This is a genomic window from Lentzea roselyniae, from assembly GCF_039537795.1.
Classification (GTDB): domain Bacteria; phylum Actinomycetota; class Actinomycetes; order Mycobacteriales; family Pseudonocardiaceae; genus Lentzea; species Lentzea atacamensis.
On sequence record NZ_BAABBE010000023.1, the window covers coordinates 55,254 to 72,059 of the forward strand.

Genomic DNA, 16,806 nt, shown 5'->3' on the forward strand with positions numbered 1-16,806 from the left:
GTCCGCCTTGCCCATCCAGTCAGAGCCCATCGGCAGCATCCCGCGTCCCCAGCAGCTGATCGACGGAGTCGCCAAGTTCCAGACCGGCCGCATCGGTCAGGCCGAACTCGACGAGCTGTACGAGCAGGCTCTCAGCGACACCATCCGCAGGTTCGAGAAGACCGGGTCGACGGTCATCACCGACGGTGAGCAGACCAAGCCCAGCTTCGTCACCTATCCGTTGGCCGGCTTCGAGAAGCTGGCCCCCGGTGGGGTGACGATTCCGTTCGAGGACGGCCACACCCGTCAGCTTCCCGTGCTGACCGGCGGTCCGTTCCGCTACGGCACCTATGCCGCCGACTACCTGGCGAGGGCGCAGCGGCACACCGACCTGCCGATCAAGCAGGCGGTGATCGCACCGTCCGCGCTGAGTCTGCTGTACCCGGCGGACGGTGTGCCGGGCTACGTGCGGAAGGAGTTCATCGACGATCTGGTCGCGGAGTCCGCCGCGGACATCCGGCGTGCGCTCGACGGCGGTGCGGCCTCGGTGCAGCTGGACTTCACCGAGGGGCGGCTGTCACTGAAGCTCGATCCCTCGAAGGGACTGCTCCGGAGCTTCATCGACCTGAACAACCGCGTGCTCGCCCAGTTCAGCGACGCCGAGCGGCAGCGGATCGGGGTGCACACCTGCCCTGGCGGAGACCAGGACTCCGTGCACAGCCTGGACGTGGACTACCTGGAGCTGCTCCCGGACCTGTTCCGCCTGGCCGCCGGCAACTTCTACCTGCAGCTCGCCAGCGAGACCGACCAGCGCCGGGTGCTCGACATCATCAGCCGCAACCTGCAGGCCGACCAGCGGGTCTTCATCGGCGTGACCGACCCGATCAACCCCGTGGTGGAAACTCCGGAGCAGGTGCGCGACCGGATCCTGGTAGCGGCCGAGTACCTCCCGCTCGATCGCATGGGCACGTGTGACGACTGCGGGTTCTCACCGTTCGGTGACGACACCTCGACCTCTCGGGACACCGCCTTCGCGAAGATCGCGGCCAGGGTGGAAGGCACCCACCTCGCCGCCGAGGCTCTGGGAGTCTGAACAACCGCCTGTGATCGATGGAGGTAGGACACGCACCTGAGCAGCTGTGAACCGGCGTTCGGTCGTGCTTCCCTCCCGCCGCCTCATCTGCCCTGGGTGGCCCGCATGCCATGGGTTTCGTGCTGTGCGGCAGCACGAAACCCATCCGCGGACCGTTGCGATGCTCAACCCATCCGCGAACTCGTCCGGTGGCTGCCGGACAGGGCACAACCGGCCGTGCGACATCGCCGATGCCCAAGGAGACCGGATACGACCGGTGCCGGCTCCGAACCGGCCGGTGTACGACTCTCCGTTGTCCGCCAAGCCTTCCTGGCACGGCGCGGGTGGACTGTCGCCGCAATGAGGCCAAATGCTGTGATCAAGCCGTCTACGTGATTTCTCTTCGTGTTTCCGGCGCGCCTCGGCCACAGGTGTGAAACAGGGCCACTAACGGACCGCAGTCAATATTTTTCGGATGGTATCTATCGGGGGATATGGGACACCTGTTGGTGTTTCCAGTGGCGGCCCAAGTGGTAGGTCCGGGTTTGGGAGATCAGAGTTCCAGATGTCCTCAATGGTATCGCCGTCGCACCGCATGGGTGTTTCTCGAAGCGTGGCGACTAGAGAGACTGGAGAGTGTCCGAAGTGGCCAGAATGGTACGCGCTGTTGGCGTCGTATTGGTGGGGGTGGGGTTGGTCATAGGACCAGCTTTCTCGCCTGCCTACGGGGCTGAGCCTGTTGCGGTCGGTTCGGTTCCGTCGTCCGAAGTCGTGGTGTCGGAGCCCGTCGCGAAGCCCGTTGCGGAGCCTGTCGCGGAGCCTGTCGCGGAGCCTGTCGCGGAGCCTGTCGCGGAGCCTGTCGCGGAGCCTGTCGCGGAGCCTGTCGCGGAGCCTGTCGCGGAGCCTGTCGCGGAGCCCGTCGCTGAGCCCGCCGCGGAGATGGAGCGTTGCGGACCGCGTGATCTCGCCGTCCGGGAGAGTGTGCCGGTGCCGTCGTCTTGCATGACGTGCACGCCGTGCACGACGCCTCCTGGTGGTACGACGCCTCCTGGTGGTACGACGCCTCCTGGTGGTACGACGCCTCCTGGTGGCACTGTCATCACTCAGATCACCACGATTGTGATCGACGGTGGCACGACGATCACAATCGTGCCGGGATCGGGTGCGCCCGTGCAGGTCGTTCTGCCTTCCGGCAGCGTGATCATGGTGCCTTCCGGCACGGTCATCCACTACCAGGCCACCACGATCACGGTGGTCAACCAAGCCGTCATCATCGTTGCTCCTGGTGGTACGACGCCTCCTGGGGGCACCACTCCGCCTGGGGGCACCACTCCCCCCGGAGGCACGACGCCTCCTGGCGGCACCACTCCGCCTGGGGGCACCACTCCCCCCGGAGGCACGACGCCTCCTGGCGGCACGGTTCCGCCGACCTGTGCAGGCTGCGCGCTGAGCACCCCGCTGGACCCTGCCAACGAGCCGTCTGACGGCGGTCCGACAACCTCGGTGCCGACCGGTGACGGCAACTTGGTGGACAGCGTGGTCCAACTGGTGGGTTCGGTGCTGTCGGGCGGCATCATCGGTGATGTGCTTCCTACCGGCATCCTCGGCGCCACGGAATGATGTCGATGTAGCTCGTGAGATGTCGTAGTCAGGTGGGGCACCGGGTCTGCCCTGTGCCCCACCTGCGGCGTTTCGATGTGGATCTTTTCCGCAGCTCCCTCGAACGAATGAATGTCGCCCGCTTCCGCTGCCGGATGGCTGGAACTATCTTAAATTCAAGTGCGACCAGGAAGTGGAACCGCGGCGAGGCCAGATCGATCGGGCTGGAGCGAACTGTCGAACCGCCTCACCTGATGAGGTCATCGGCGCTGAACGCGTCTGACACCGCCGGCTGATGCCGGACGACCGAAAAGGGAAGAGCCATGCTCGATCGGTATAAGAATTTTCTGCCCCCTCTTGAACTCCCTCCGGTTCAGGACGACGACCGTCGTGGATTCCTGCGTAAGGTGGGAATGGCCGGTGCCGCCGTTGCGGCGGGTTCCATGGCGGCGGGGACCCTTATGAATACGCCTGCGGCGTACGGTCTCGATGAATGGCAGGAGCCGTCTCCGGAGAACCGTATATTGTTGCCGGCCATCGGGCAGGAAATCCGCTGCAGCTGCAAGGCGTTCGGTGCCAGTCTTTTGGTCAACCTCCCCCCGCCGTTGCCAAGGCTCGACTTCCGGGGCGGGATCACGATCAAAGTCTTGATCGGTGGACCGAGCTTCGTGCGGCTTCAGGTGCTCACCCACGAGGTAGTGGCTTTCCACGAGCTGTTCGGCAAGATCACGATCAAGTTGCCGGACTTCGATATCTCCCCGATGAGCGTCCTGAACCTGGGGCCGAACGGCTTCCTGCAGACGATGCTCCTGAGCTTTAAGATCAGCTTTGACCGGTGCGGCGACTGCGTGGGGCCCTTCACCTTCGACACCCTCTCGCCTGCCAAGCTCGTGGCTAGCATGTTGAGTTTCCCTCCAGGGGCCCAAAGCGAGACCACAGGGGCGGACGGCCGTCCGCTCGCCGTCGGCGGTCAGCTTTACAAGCTGGAGAAGCCCATCCAGATCGGCTCGGGTGGCACCCGGTTCGCCGAGCTGCGCGGAATGAACATCAACGTGGGTAAGGACTGAGCTTCGGCTGAGCCAGCCGGGTACGAGTGACCGCCGACGGCGGTCACAGAGCCTCATGCCTGCGGCGCCTTCGTCAACCCGAGTACGACCGAGCACCGCACGGCCGCGGCCGGGTCTCCGGTCAAGGTCAACCGGTTCGCGGCCACTGCGTCCATCGGGTCGATCAGTCCGGCGCCGATCTGGACGAAGGTGGTTGCGTCGGTGGTCGCCACCAGCGCCGGCGCGGGCGCCGGGCCCCGCGCGGGCCGGGCATGCCCGTCCCGTACCGCCAGGTGGAACACCTCGTCATCGACGCGAAACTCGTAGGCCTCGCTCAGTTCTGGCAGCCTGTCCGCGTCTGCCATGGCAGCGACCGCGAGGAAACCCCAGTGCGGACGGACGACGACATCCGCCGTCGGGTCGGTGAGCAGTCCCATGCCGAAGCGGGACAGCGCCAGCACCGAGTCCCGCATCCGCTCACCTTCCGCGGTGAGGTCGTAGGAGTGCGGGGCGTGACCAGCTCGCCGGACCAGGCCGAGCTCTCGCAACTTCTTCAGCCGGGCGGCCAGGAGATTGGTGCCGATGCCGGGCAGGTCGGCCTGCAGCTCCACGTATCGACGCGGGCCGAGCAGCAACTCCCGCACGACGAGGAGGGTCCACCGGTCTCCCACCGCGTCCAGGGCACTCGCCAGGCCGCAGTACTGACGGTAGTTGCGTTCCCGCATGGCAGACCGGCCGGATCCCTCGGAACCCGCGTCCAGTCGCTCACTGCTCCCCATCTTCTCCAGCATAGGGCGCGGCCGGGTACGCGTGGCCAGATCGGCGGTCCAGTCAGCCATCCGGGTGGTTGACCGGACGGTTGTGCGGTCAGGTCGCTACTCGGCAGCGGAACCGTCCGCCGTCTGCTCGGGCAGGGTCGCCTGCCAGGCGCGGATCGCCCGTTCGAGGACACCCTGGGCCAGGAACGGCAGCGCTTCGCGCTGGAAGTCGATGTCAGGTGCGAAGTCCCGGACGGTTCCCTCCAGCACCATCAGCGACAGGATGGGGAAGACGAACTGGGGATCGGCGTAAAGGCCGTACCGCCGCTGGATGTCGAACAGCTTGGTCGCGAACCGCACCAGGTCGAAGTCGGCGGCGCGGACACCGGAGACGGACTCGACGAGGCCGGACAGTTCCCGGCAGAACCCGCCGGTGTCCGCGTTCGGACCGGGCTTCGCCGTGGACAGGACGATCTCCGCGCATCGCCTGCCGTTGCCGTTGGCCATCTGGTGGAAGAACGAGGCGAACTTGTCCTGCGCCTGCGGTCGCAACTGGACCGTGAAACCGGCGTCGACGATCACGACCGAGCCGTCCTGACGCAGGTAGAGGTTGCCGGGGTGCAGATCGCAGTGGACCAACCCGTCGTGGAAGAGCATCTGGTACACCGCGTGCAGTGCCGAGAGGACGGCGCGCTCCTTGGATTCCTCGGTCATGTCCTCCGGCCGAAGCCGGCGCAGGTCTTGGAGGTACTCCATCACGACGACGTCCTCACCGCACAGGTCGCGGTGGACCGCCGGGACTCGGACATCGGGGAACTTCGCCAGGTTGACGCGCAGGCGCTCCAGGTTGTCGCATTCCGCCACCAGGTCCAGCTGGCCGTAGACCGACTCCGTCACCTGGTCGACGATGTCGACTGCGGGTACGTCGCGCAGCAACGGCACGCGGGCCACCAGCCGGGTGAGGCCGCGCATGATGGCAAGGTCGATGCCGAGCGTTCGCGCGACGTCCGGTCGCCGCACCTTGACAGCGACTTCGCGGCCATCCGGGAGAGTGGCGTGGTAGACACAGGCGATGCTGCCCGCTGCAACGGGGGCGTTGTCAGCGAGGATCGCGCGCGTATTCGCGAGGCCCAGTCGACGCTCCAGCAACGGCATCAGCTCACGTGCCGGTATCGGCCTGACATCGTCGTACAGCCCGCTGAGAGCGCGGCACACCGATGGGGGAACGAGATCGGCACGGGTGCTCAGCATCTGAGCGGCCTTGACGAACGCGGGACCGAGGTCGGTGATCGTGTCCACCAGCCACGCGCCGCGGTAGTCCGCGGCGCTGCGTCGCCGCGCCAGTGCTCCGACAGTGGCCACGCCCAGGCTCAGCGACCGCACGGTGAGCACGCGGACGATCCTCGCCACCCGTCCGCAGAGCGCCGAAACCCCGGGTCGGGGCACTGCGGCACCGCTCGCGCGGCTCGTCGCGGTGGATCCCGTTCGGCCGATCGAACCGTCCCGTTCGGAACGGATGCTCGGTCGTCGGCCGGTGGCGTCGGTGGGCTGAGTGGTCACGACGGCTCCTGTTCGAGGCGCGTGGGGCTGGCTTGGCCTTCGTCGCAATGTAGACAGGGCGATTCGCCCACCTCGGGATGGCAGCACGCGCTTCACCGCATCGAGCGACCCTTGGTCGGTGGGACACCGGTCGGGACAGGCCGCGACATCAGGTGTTGTGTCCGCGATGTGTTGCGGCGCGATCAGAACCTTGTGTGTGCGACGCCGAGCCGTGCTCTTTGTGCAGGCGCACCAACTTCACGACGCCACGGGCGTGGACGAACATGTCGAGCGCACCCACCTGGTTCACGCTGCTGCTGCGCCTGCACCACAGGGAAGAGCACGGTTGTCAGAGGAGGATCCACAACGGATCGTGCCGGCCGGACACAGCGACAGGCTGTCCGTGACGCGATCGCCTCGACGATCGCGATCCTGCCGAACAGCTCCGCTGATCACTGAGGGCCGGGCCGATCAGATCCCCTGCGAGGACTTGCTCGTCCAGGTCGGCGAGGTGGTCGTGACCGGTTGACAGCGGCGTTCGGACGTACCACGAACCTTGGGCGTGGTCAGTAACCACTGGCGGCCACGATCAAGTGTTACCGGCGAGTTGGAGTTTCGTGCAACGCGAACTGGGTCCACTGTGGAGTCATGACATCCACGCGAATCGGAATCGGCAGTGCGCTTCTGGCGTTCGCTCTCCCGTTCACGGCAGCCGGTGTCGCCACCGCGCAACCCGACACCGCGCAGGTCGAGACCAGTCTGGTACTCACGGTCGTCTCTCCTGACGGCAGCGCTAAAAGTACCGTGCTGGAGTGTTATCCCTCCGTGGGCGGCTCACACCCGCACGCGGCGAGCGCGTGCCAGGAACTCGGCGCGGTAGGTGGGGCGTTCGACTCGCTGTCCGCTGACCCGCAGTCCGCTTGTCCAGCGGTCTACGATCCCGTGTCGGCGAGCGCGATCGGCGTGTGGTGTGGCAGGCCAGTCAGCTGGGAGCGTACGTTCGGCAACAGCTGTGTGCTACGTACTACCACCGGATCGGTCTTCGCGTTCTAACGAACGGGCAGTACGTCCTGCGGCTTGTCGGACGCCGCCCGCCGCTGCACAGGTCGTGTTCGACAGCGTCCCGCAACTGTGCGGACCTGCACGTTTCCGGCGAGGTGAGATCGTTGGAGCGGCGGCCCTGGCGGAGTGAGTACGGGTGTGGTCCAAGGTTCGGCAACGCTCGCCCGCACCCACCGGCACCCGCCACCGTCCAAGGCGGGCCGCGACCCGGAGACCACTCCCGCGTGGACCACGCCCTCGGCCTCCCAGGTTGCGAACCGCATGAGACCGACCTCAGACGGGAGGGACCACGAACAGGCCCTTGTCGGAGTCGTGAACAATTTCTCGCCACGAACTCGTTCATCTGGTTGGCGGCACTGATCTCGGTTGCCCAGTCGCTCCTCCGTCGCCACTGGCCCGATCATGCCCTCGGCCGCGCCCGGTTGGTCATCAGCGGAAGCGACGGGTACGGAACAGGTTGCGTCCTGATCGATGAGGCTCGACCGGTGCAGCACTATCAGAAGCCCCGCCTGACCGCGACGACGGATGTCACCGCGAGCCACTGGCCGATGAACGCGTTGTACTCCACGGGCGGACGCCGATCAGTGAGTCGACGAACTCATGAGGGGTCCCAATGCCGTGGTGATCTCGCGGAGGGAGTCGGTGCCGCGTACTGCGGAGCAGGCCTGACCCTGTGTTGGGCTCGAATCCTCGGAGGGCGCGAACCGGAACTGGCGTGACATGCTGCTTTGCTTTTGACGCTCTTGTCGGCCTGACGCGAGGAACAGGGCCGACCTGCGAAAAAACTTGATCACTGTGGTGCCCCCGGCGGGAGCACCAAAGGATGGGAACAGGGCTGACCAGCGGTTTCAGGTTGGATGCTTGGTTGTGCAGGCCAGTTTCATGTTGTCGTAGTCAGGTGGCGCTCGTGTGCGGTGGTGCGCTGCTGCCGTTTCAGTGGTGCCACAGCACTACGTCGCGGATGGCCGCCGCCTGTTGCAAGCCACTGGCGGAAGCTGCCACCGAAGAAGCCGAACGACTACAGCGCCCGCCGCTTCGTCATCAGCCACCTCATGGAGAACCTGGGGGAGTCGTCGGGAGGGGCGGATGGACTGATCGAGGTGCTGGCCCGGGACGTGACGAGCACCTACGACGTGCTTCGCATCGCTGAGCGGCTGTGTGCCGACGGCCGTGACGACGAGGCGCTGGCCTGGCTGGAACGCGGCCTCTCCGACTTCGAGCCGGACTTTCGCCTGCGTGATCTGGCGGCCAAGATCCACGTACGCGCGGGCCGGCTCGACCGGGCGGGCGAGATGCTCTGGGCCAACTTCACCGATCGACCGAGTCTGGAGACCTTCCGCGCACTCCGCGACGCCACTGCCGGCGACTTTCCGCAATGGCGGGAACGCGCGCTGGCTTTCCTGGCCGACCTACCGCCCACCAAAGGATCCTGGTCACCGGGCCGCTCGACGTTGGTGGAGATCCTGCTGGCCGACGATGAGATCGAGGCCGCCTGGCGGGCTGCGGTCGACGGTGGCTGCTCAGACGGCCTGTGGCTTCGCCTCGCGCGTGTCCGTGCCGCGAGCCACCCGGCCGACGCCATCCCGGTCTTGCTCCGAGCCGCCGAGCAGGCGATCGAGTTCCGCAACCGCGACTCCTGCCGGACAGCCGCCCGCCTGCTGGCTGGGACCAAGGTCCTGTCCGCCCGCTGCGACCCTGAAGGTGGCTTCGCATCACGCGGCTGCGGTGCGTGACGAGCACCGCACGAAGTGGGCCTTGCGCCAGGAACTCGACTGGGCCCACCTGCCCTGATCAGCCGTGCGTAAGACTGCGATGTGGGTCCCAGAAGGTCCTGCTTCGCTGTCGGTGTGGAGCAGGTGGTTCAGCTTGTGATCGACTTGACCGTTGCGTCTGGCGGAGCCCCGCTTCGGTGAAGAGTCATCGACGGCCGATGCGGTGGGTCGGCCGCGGGGCTACCGCATCGGCCGGGCGGCCACTCGCTCTAGCCTGTCCTGGTGACGCGAGCGGGTGGGGGAGCGGACGTGACCGGTGACTTGCTGGCGGGGCGGTACCGGCTGCGCAGCAGGCTGGGCGCTGGTGCGATGGGTGAAGTGTGGCTTGCGATGGACGAGCGACTGCAGCGGCCGGTGGCGGTCAAGCAGGTGCGACTCGGCGCGGGCCTGGGTTCGGCCGAGGAGGAGCAGGCGCGGCAGCGGATCGCGCGTGAGGGCCGGATCGCCGCACGGCTGCGTCATCCCCACGCCGTCACGGTCCACGACGTGGTGGAGCACGACGGCAGGCCGGTCCTGGTCATGGAGTACGTGCCCTCGCGGAGCCTGGCCGCGCTGGTGACCGAGCAGGGGCCCCTCGCGCCGGCGACCGCGGCTCGGCTCGGGGCGCAAGCGGCTTCGGCGCTGGCTGCCGCGCACGTGGCCGGGATCGTGCACCGCGATGTCAAACCCGCCAACATCCTCGTGGGCGACGACGGCACCGTGAAGATCGCCGACTTCGGCATCTCGCACGCCGTCGGCGACGTCTCGATCACCAAGGCGGGTGTTCTGGCCGGCACGCCCGCCTTCCTGGCGCCCGAGGTCGCTCGTGGCGAGGATCCCACGGCGGCGTCCGACGTCTTCTCCCTCGGCTCCACGCTCTACGCCGCGGTGGAGGGGACGCCGCCCTTCGGCGCGGGTGTGGACAACCCGATCGCCGTGCTGCACCGGACGGCGGCGGCCGACTTCCCGCCGCCCCGGCTCGCGGGTCCGCTCACCCCGGTGCTGATGGCCGTGCTGTGCGCCGACCCCGACCGGCGACCGACGGCCGAGCAGGTCACCGACGCACTGCGAGCCGTCGCCGGGAATCGCGTTGCGGCGCTGTCCACTTTGGGTTCGACGGCCGCCCGAACACAACCGGTCACCTCGCCGGACGCCGCCACGGTCCTGGTGGCGCCGGTGCCGGCGCCACCAGGCACCAGGGTGGACCTGCGGCCCGCGCCGATCATCGGCGGAGGGTCTGCCCGGCGGAGGTGGGTGGCACCCCTGGCAGGTCTCCTCGCCGTGGGCCTCGGCGTGGGCGCCTTCGCGCTGGCCACCGCGCCGAGCACCCCGCCGTCGGATGCCGGTTCCGCTCCGGCCACGACGACGACTGCGGTGCCGGATCCCGCCACGCTCACCGGGGCGGTGTCGGAGTACTTCGCACTGCTCCCCGACCGTGCCGACGAAGCCTGGCTCCGGCTCGGCCCGGCCTTGCGGACCCAAGGGCAGACCGCGTACCGCAACCGCTGGTCCGCCGTCACCGACGTGGTGGTCACCGCATCACCGGTGGTGACGTCGGCCACCGCCGTGACCGTCGGCCTGCGGCTCACCCTGGCCGACGGCACGGTGGTCCAGGAAACCCGCGTACTCGACCTCGTGCTCGACAACGGCACCGCCCTGATCAACGCCGACTCCATCGTCCACAGTGCGACCAGCACGCCGCCGCCACCTCCCCCCGCGCCGGACCACAAGGGCAGGGGGGAGGAGAACAAGAAGGGCAATGGCAAGAAGGGCAAGGACGGCGAGGACGGGTGATCTTCCTGCGGTCGTCCGTGTCGCGACACGCGGTGCCCGTGCGGCCCAGCCGCGGCCTGGGGTCCGGCCAGGCGGACGGGCGGCTGCGGAACCCGGCCGGGGCCTTGGGCTGTGGTGTCCGCGGGCCTCGTGGTTACCCTGTGCGGCGTCGGTCGGGAGGGTGTCGGTGGTGCAGGACGGTGAGCTGGCGCGGCGGGCCGGGCGTGGTGAGTCCGCGGCCGCCGCGGAGTTGCTGACCCGGATCAGACCTGGTGTCGTGCGGTACTGCTGGGCGCATCTGGGTTCGTTGCGGCACGCCCCGGTCTCCCCGGACGACGTGGCGCAGGAGGTGTGCCTCGCGGTGTTCGAGGCGTTGCCCCGGTTCCGCGACCGCGGGATGCCCTTCGCCGCCTTCGTGTTCCGCATCGCCGCGAACAAGGTGGCCGACGCCTACCGCGCCGCGCGTGCCGCCTCGTCCACCCAGCCGATCGAGACGTTGCCGGAAGCGGCGGACGACCAGTGGGATCCGGAGCGCCGGGCCGTGACCGCGGACCTGTCCCGCCGGGTGCTGCGCCTGCTGGCCGACCTGTCGGACACCCAGCGCGAGATCGTCGTGCTCCGGGTGGCGGCGGGGTTGTCGGCCGACGAGGTCGGCGCGGTGCTCGGCATGACGCCGGCGGCGGTGCGGATGTCCCAGTCCAGGGCGCTGGCGAACCTGCGCGCGCGGGTCCGCGACCAGGACGCTGCCGACGAGGTGGTCGCATGAGTAGCTCCGCAGACCTACCGGATGGTCCGCCAATGGACGTCAGCGGGCTCATCGAGGACGACCTGCTGCTGGACCGGCTCGGCCGCGGGGAGGACCCCGCCGGCCACGGGGAGGCCGTCGACACGCTGTCGCGGTGGCGGGCGGCGATGCCGGAGCCGGCCACCCCGGAAGAGCCGCTGCTCGCGGCGGCCCTGTCGACCCTCAGGCGGTCACGCCGCGGCACCCGGTGGGCACGCGGCTCGCTGGTCGTGGCGACCGCGGCAGTGCTGGCCTGTGGTGGCGTGGCCGCGGCAGCCCAGGGCGCGTCCCCGGACAGTCCGCTGTGGCCGGTCACCGAGCTGGTGTTCCCGGACCTGGCGGCGTCGCGCGTCCTGGCCGACGCCACCCACGCCGTCGGCCAGGCCCGTGCCGCGGCGGGGGATGGTCGCTACGAGTCCGCCGCGTGGCTGCTCGACCAAGCGTGGTCGTTGGCCGAGCGGGTCGACGAGCCGGGCGAAGGCGACCGGCTGCGGACGGACATCACGGCCATGCGCGCCGACATCGCGGCGCGGCGGATCACGGGGGACCCCGGCGGACACCTCAAGGCCGATCCGGGCGTGCGACCCACCGCGTCCACCGTGGTGCCGCCGGCGACACCACGACCACCTACTGCCACTCCGACGGCGAGCCGCGAACCCGGCGTGCACAATTCGGTCGGAGTGGTGCCCACGCGGACCGGTGCCGCCCAGACCACTCTGCCGGGCGGTCTTCCGCCGGTGTCCGCGCCTCTGACGATCCAGCCGCAGAACGACGTGGCACCCGCGTCGGCGGCACCTGGGCACTAACCCGAACAGCGCACTGTCACTGCGTTGAATGGCGTCATTTCGATCAATTGCGGAAGTTTCCCGACCAGGCGCGTTGCGCGGCGGCCGCGGCACCGATCCACAGCGGACCAAGCACGATCCCGCCGAGGGTCAAGGAGCGTCCATGCGTGTACGCCGCTCTCTCCTGACCGCGCTCGCCCTAACCTGCGCGGTAGCGCTGGTACCAGGCGCCGCGGCCGCAGTCGTCCCACCGGACGTCGCCGCCGAACACGACTCGTCGTTCGACGTCCGGAAAGGCACCGCGGTGCAACCCACCGCTGACCAGCTGAGTGCCGCGCGTGCCCTGGCCGGCGAGGCCGGCCCCGGCACCAGGGTGACGTGGGACCCGAGGTTCGGCACCCCTCGCACCATCCGCCGCGACGGCGGGTGGCTCACAGCTCGGCGCGACGGGGCGCCCGCCGATGTCGCCCGGTCCTTCCTCGACTCCAACCGTGCCGTGCTGGGGCTCACCGCCGCAGACGTCGCCGCGCTGACCGTCGTGCGCGACCACGAGCTCGTCGGCACCGGGACGCGGGTGGTCACGTTCCGGCAGGTGTTCGGAGGAGCGCCCGCCGTGCGCGGCGGTCACCTCACGATCGCCGTGGCAGCGGATGGACGGGTGTTGTCCTACGCGGGCGACCCCGCGCGAGGCGGACTGCTCACCGAGCACCGGCTCACCTCGGCGCAGGCGCTCGGCGCCGTCGTGGCCGGGCTCGCGCCCGGCGTCTCGTTCACGCCGGCCTCGGCGGGAGCCCAGGCCGGATTCGAGAAGTTCGCCAGGGGGCCGTTCGCCGCGGAGTCCTATGTGGAGAAGGCGGCGTTCCCGACCGCGGAGGGCGCACGCCCGGCCTTCCGCGTGCTGTTCGTCAAGGCGCTCGACCAGGCGTGGGACACCGTGGTCGACGCGGCCACCGGTGAGATCCTCTACCGCGCCGGTCTCGTGGAGCACGACGCGGAAGGCACGGTGTACGAGAACCATCCAGGCGCGGCGCGCGGTGGCACACCGGTGATCAAGCCGTTCGGGCCCAACGCGCAGTCCCCCAGCGGGTACGTCGACCCGACCGGCCTGGCCGGACTGCCCGGCCCGACCACGTTCGGCAACAACGCCAACAGCTACGCCAACCACTCCAACTTCCTGGTGCCCGCCGACCAGGGGCCGCGCCCGGTCAGCCCCACCGGCCAGTTCAACTTCGCCTACGCCGACAACTGGGGCCGCAGCGCCGGGCAGACCGTGCCGCCGAGCTACGTCCTGGACGTCGATGCAGCGACCACCAACCTGTTCTGGCACCACAACCGCATCCACGACGAGTTCTACGCGCTCGGCTTCACCGAGTCCGCGGGCAACTTCCAGGTCGCCAACAACGGCAAGGGCGGTAACGGCGGCGACCCGATCCTGGGCCTGGTGCAGGCCGGCGCGGCGACGGGCGGCTCGCCCACCTACACCGGCCGGGACAACGCCTACATGCTCACCCTGCCGGACGGCATCGCGCCGTGGAGCGGCATGTTCCTGTGGGAGCCGATCAACGACGCGTTCGAGGGCCCGCACCGCGACGGCGACTTCGACGCCACCGTCATCGAGCACGAGTACGCGCACGGGCTGTCCAACCGCTACGTCAGCGGGCAGGACAACGCCCTCAACGCCCACCAGTCCGGTTCGATGGGCGAGGGCTGGGGCGACTGGTACGGGCTGAACTACCTGTACGGCAAGGGGTTGAGCGACAAGGCCGTGGTCGGTGAGTACGCCACCGGCAACGCCGCGCGCGGCATCCGCAACTGGGACTACGACGCCAACCCGACCACGTTCGGCGACATCGGCTACGACCTCGTCGGCGACGAGGTGCATGCGGACGGCGAGATCTGGACCGCGACCCTGTGGCAGATGCGCCGAGCCCTCGTCGCGAGGTTCGGTGAAGCGACAGGCGCCGAGATCGCCGCGCGCGTGATCACCGACGCGATGCCGCTGTCGCCGCCGGATCCGTCCTTTGTGGACATGAGGGACGCGATGCGCACGGCGTTGGACAACCGCTACCACTCCCGCGCCGACTACTCGACCGTCGTCGACACCGCCTTCGGGGCGTTCGCCCAGCGCGGCCTCGGCGCCGGAGCCACCAGCGACGGCGGTGACGACACCGACCCGGTGCCGTCCTTCGCACACGTCAACCCGGCGCTCAACGGGACGTTGACCGGCACCGTCGTCAACGCGGCGACCGGCAAGCCGATCGCCGGCGCGAAGGTTGTCCTCGGGGTGTTCGAGGCGCGCGTGTCCCCGCTTCGGACGTCTTCGGCGACCGGCGCGTTCTCGGCCACCGTGGCCGACGGCGCCTACCCCGTCACCATCACCGCACCGGGCTTCGGTTCCCGCACGTTCACCGGGATCACGGTCAAGGCGGGCAAGACCACCGCGCGGAAGTTCTCGCTCAGCCCGAACCTCGCCTCGGTCGCCAACGGTGCCACCGTCGTCTCCTCGACCACGGCCGACGCCACGCGACTGCTGGACGACACCGAGGCCAGCACCTGGTCGACCACACCGGGCACCGGCAACGTCGTGGTCAAGCTGGCCGCCGCGGCGCCGATCTCCAGCGTCCAGGTCAGCGCGTTCACCACGGCGCGGTTCGAGGGCCTGCGCGGGTTCACGCTGCAAACCTCGACCGACGGCGTCAACTGGCGGACCGTGCGGTCGGCACCTGACGCGTTCGGCTACCAGGCGCCGCGTCCGGTTGCGCCCGATCTGCACTACCGGACGTTCACGCTCGACCAGCCGGTGCAGGCGCAGTACGTCCGGTTCTGGGCCGACTCGGCGCTCGGCGAGACCAAGACCAACGTCCAGGCGGCGGAACTGCAGGTGTTCACGACCGCCGCCACCGGAGTCGAACCACTGCCGCCGCTGCCGCCCGACGAGCCGATCACCGACACGGGCACCATCGCCGCCGGCAACCCCGGCACCGGCACGGCGCCCGCGGGCGTCACCGCCACCGCGCTCACCACCAGCTGCGCTGTGCCGTCCGCTCCCGTCCAGGGGGCTGACGGCTGGGTGACACGGCTGCCCGACAGCTTCGGTGACGGCGCCCACCGGGTCGCCGTCACCGGCAGCGGCCCCGCCTACGACATCGACCTCTACTTCTACAACTCGTCGTGCGAGCAGATCGGCTCGGCCGCGACATCCGCCGCGGATGAGTCCGCGACCCTGCCCAGCGGCACCCGCTATGTGCTGAGCCAACTCTGGCTGGGCGCCAACGTGCCGATCACCGTCACCGCAACCGACACGCAATGATTCGCGGGTCCCGGCACACAGCCTGAGACCGCGCCCAGCCCGGCAGCACCCACTCTCCCCCGGGTTCGCTGCCGACGACCGTGGTGTCCTTCCCCTTCCCCTTCCCCCACCCCACCCCAGGGGAAGGACACCACGGGTTCCCGCGCGGCGCTCGGTACGGCCTGACGAGCAGTCGTAGCGCCAACCTCACGATCATGCCCCTGTGGCCCACGGAGCACGATCACCGCGGCTCAGCAGTCCGGTGCAGGGATCCGGCATCATCGAGCAACGAACCTCCGCTTCGTCGAAGTCGACGCAGAAGTCAAGACCTGTTGGGACGCGAGATCCGCTCCGGCTACCAGACCTCACAGGGGCTGGGCGGAGATCGAGCTCTTCCTCAGCTGGGCGGGCCGCCTGAATCGGCACGACCACGTGTGCTCGCGGCGTGATCGACCAGCGCTGCCGGGCTGCGGCAAATCGACCCAGCGCCGATAAATTCGTGCCGGTGCACCTGGACGTCCCCGCTGCCGCCGCCACGTTCGCGCCCGCATCATGCCCTGATGAGAAGCCCTCGCCGCAGTGTGTGACGCGATGGTATGGGTAAGGATGTCTGTAGTGTCGCCCAGACGGTTTGTCGGTGGCGGTGTGGTGTCTCCCCACTCGGGCGGTCGTTGCCCGCTTCCGCGCCGTAGAAGCGGATCTGTCCAAAAGGGACACCGGCTACGTCGGCGTCCCCGTTACCGCTCCGCTCACCGAGCTGCAGATCGCCCGGCAAGTTCGGGCACTGAACCTCTCACTCGGCGAGCTCTGGCCGCACGTGCGCGGGCGGGTCCGCGAGTAGTTGCCGCTGTAGAACCACCGACACGCAGTAGCGTGAACACCGTGACCACCCCGCCCGTGAACACCCCCCAATGCCATGCGTGTCGGTACTGGTCACGATGCTCAACGCCGTCGCCGAGGCGCGACCCTGTGGTTACTGGTCGAGGGTTTCCGCGTACACGACTGGCTTCTCGTCCAGGCGTCGGCAGTTGAGTGTCGAGCTACGGGTGGCGTGTCGCAGACGTCCGCTCATGCCGCCGAGTGAGTGCTGAAGCCCAACGCGTGTTTAGAAGCTCAAGCGGAGTTGCACGAACGGCCAGCAAAGGCAGCACCCCCGTAGGAGACCAAGGGGAACAGTGCTGACCTGGGCTTTGGCGTTTCCGCTCAACGCTGGACCCCGCGAGGGGAACAGGGCTGAACTGCGGAAACGCTTGATCACTTTGGTGCCCCCGGCAGGATTCGAACCTGCGCACCCGCCTCCGGAGGGCGGTGCTCTATCCCCTGAGCTACGGGGGCCGTAGCTACGTGGGAAGCATAGCGCACGGCGGAA

At 68.9% G+C, this 16,806-nt stretch carries 11 protein-coding genes and 1 tRNA gene; 9 read left to right on the forward strand and 3 right to left on the reverse strand.

Annotated elements, in window-relative coordinates:
* The first annotated feature begins 7 nt into the window (after positions 1–7).
* The 3 genes from ABFX45_RS32775 (at position 8) to ABFX45_RS32785 (ending at position 3,717) form a co-directional block, all read left to right on the forward strand.
* The gene (locus ABFX45_RS32775; protein WP_346134185.1) at positions 8–1,072 is read left to right on the forward strand and encodes a cobalamin-independent methionine synthase II family protein; all 1,065 of its coding nucleotides are present in this window, start codon (positions 8–10) and stop codon (positions 1,070–1,072) included.
* A gap of 981 nt (positions 1,073–2,053) precedes the next feature.
* Positions 2,054–2,671, forward strand: a complete 618-nt coding sequence (locus tag ABFX45_RS32780) for a hypothetical protein (protein WP_346134187.1) — start codon at positions 2,054–2,056, stop codon at positions 2,669–2,671.
* A 302-nt stretch (positions 2,672–2,973) separates the two neighbouring features.
* Complete coding sequence (locus ABFX45_RS32785; RefSeq protein ID WP_346134189.1) at positions 2,974–3,717, forward strand: twin-arginine translocation signal domain-containing protein; 744 nt, start codon at positions 2,974–2,976, stop codon at positions 3,715–3,717.
* A 53-nt stretch (positions 3,718–3,770) separates the two neighbouring features.
* On the opposite strand, the gene ABFX45_RS32790 is transcribed toward ABFX45_RS32785, so the two are convergent.
* Both ABFX45_RS32790 and ABFX45_RS32795 read right to left on the reverse strand, forming a co-directional pair.
* Positions 3,771–4,475 carry a winged helix-turn-helix transcriptional regulator gene (locus ABFX45_RS32790; protein ID WP_346134191.1) on the reverse strand — a complete coding sequence of 235 codons (705 nt, stop codon included), beginning with the start codon at positions 4,473–4,475 and terminating at the stop codon, positions 3,771–3,773.
* 96 nt (positions 4,476–4,571) lie between these two features.
* Positions 4,572–5,846, reverse strand: coding sequence for an ABC1 kinase family protein (locus ABFX45_RS32795; RefSeq protein WP_346134193.1), 1,275 nt, complete (start codon positions 5,844–5,846; stop codon positions 4,572–4,574).
* A gap of 795 nt (positions 5,847–6,641) precedes the next feature.
* Between ABFX45_RS32795 and ABFX45_RS46595 the strand changes: the two genes are divergently transcribed.
* The 6 genes from ABFX45_RS46595 (at position 6,642) to ABFX45_RS32820 (ending at position 15,458) form a co-directional block, all read left to right on the forward strand.
* Entirely contained in the window at positions 6,642–7,046 is a 405-nt protein-coding gene (locus ABFX45_RS46595) for an SSI family serine proteinase inhibitor (protein WP_428834263.1), read from the forward strand.
* A gap of 1,061 nt (positions 7,047–8,107) precedes the next feature.
* A complete protein-coding gene (locus ABFX45_RS32800) occupies positions 8,108–8,788 on the forward strand; it encodes a hypothetical protein (RefSeq protein ID WP_346134195.1) in 681 nt (226 codons plus the stop codon).
* A 288-nt stretch (positions 8,789–9,076) separates the two neighbouring features.
* Positions 9,077–10,600 carry a serine/threonine-protein kinase gene (locus ABFX45_RS32805; RefSeq protein WP_346134197.1) on the forward strand — a complete coding sequence of 508 codons (1,524 nt, stop codon included), beginning with the start codon at positions 9,077–9,079 and terminating at the stop codon, positions 10,598–10,600.
* A 169-nt stretch (positions 10,601–10,769) separates the two neighbouring features.
* Positions 10,770–11,345 carry an RNA polymerase sigma factor ShbA gene (gene shbA, locus ABFX45_RS32810; protein WP_346134199.1) on the forward strand — a complete coding sequence of 192 codons (576 nt, stop codon included), beginning with the start codon at positions 10,770–10,772 and terminating at the stop codon, positions 11,343–11,345.
* Positions 11,342–12,169, forward strand: coding sequence for a hypothetical protein (locus tag ABFX45_RS32815; protein WP_346134201.1), 828 nt, complete (start codon positions 11,342–11,344; stop codon positions 12,167–12,169). The genes shbA and ABFX45_RS32815 overlap by 4 nt, the downstream gene beginning before the upstream one ends.
* A gap of 142 nt (positions 12,170–12,311) precedes the next feature.
* Complete coding sequence (locus ABFX45_RS32820; protein ID WP_346134203.1) at positions 12,312–15,458, forward strand: M36 family metallopeptidase; 3,147 nt, start codon at positions 12,312–12,314, stop codon at positions 15,456–15,458.
* Between the two features lie 1,239 nt (positions 15,459–16,697).
* Here ABFX45_RS32820 and ABFX45_RS32825 read toward each other — a convergent pair.
* Positions 16,698–16,772, reverse strand: a tRNA-Arg gene (locus ABFX45_RS32825).
* Between the last annotated feature and the right edge of the window lie 34 nt (positions 16,773–16,806).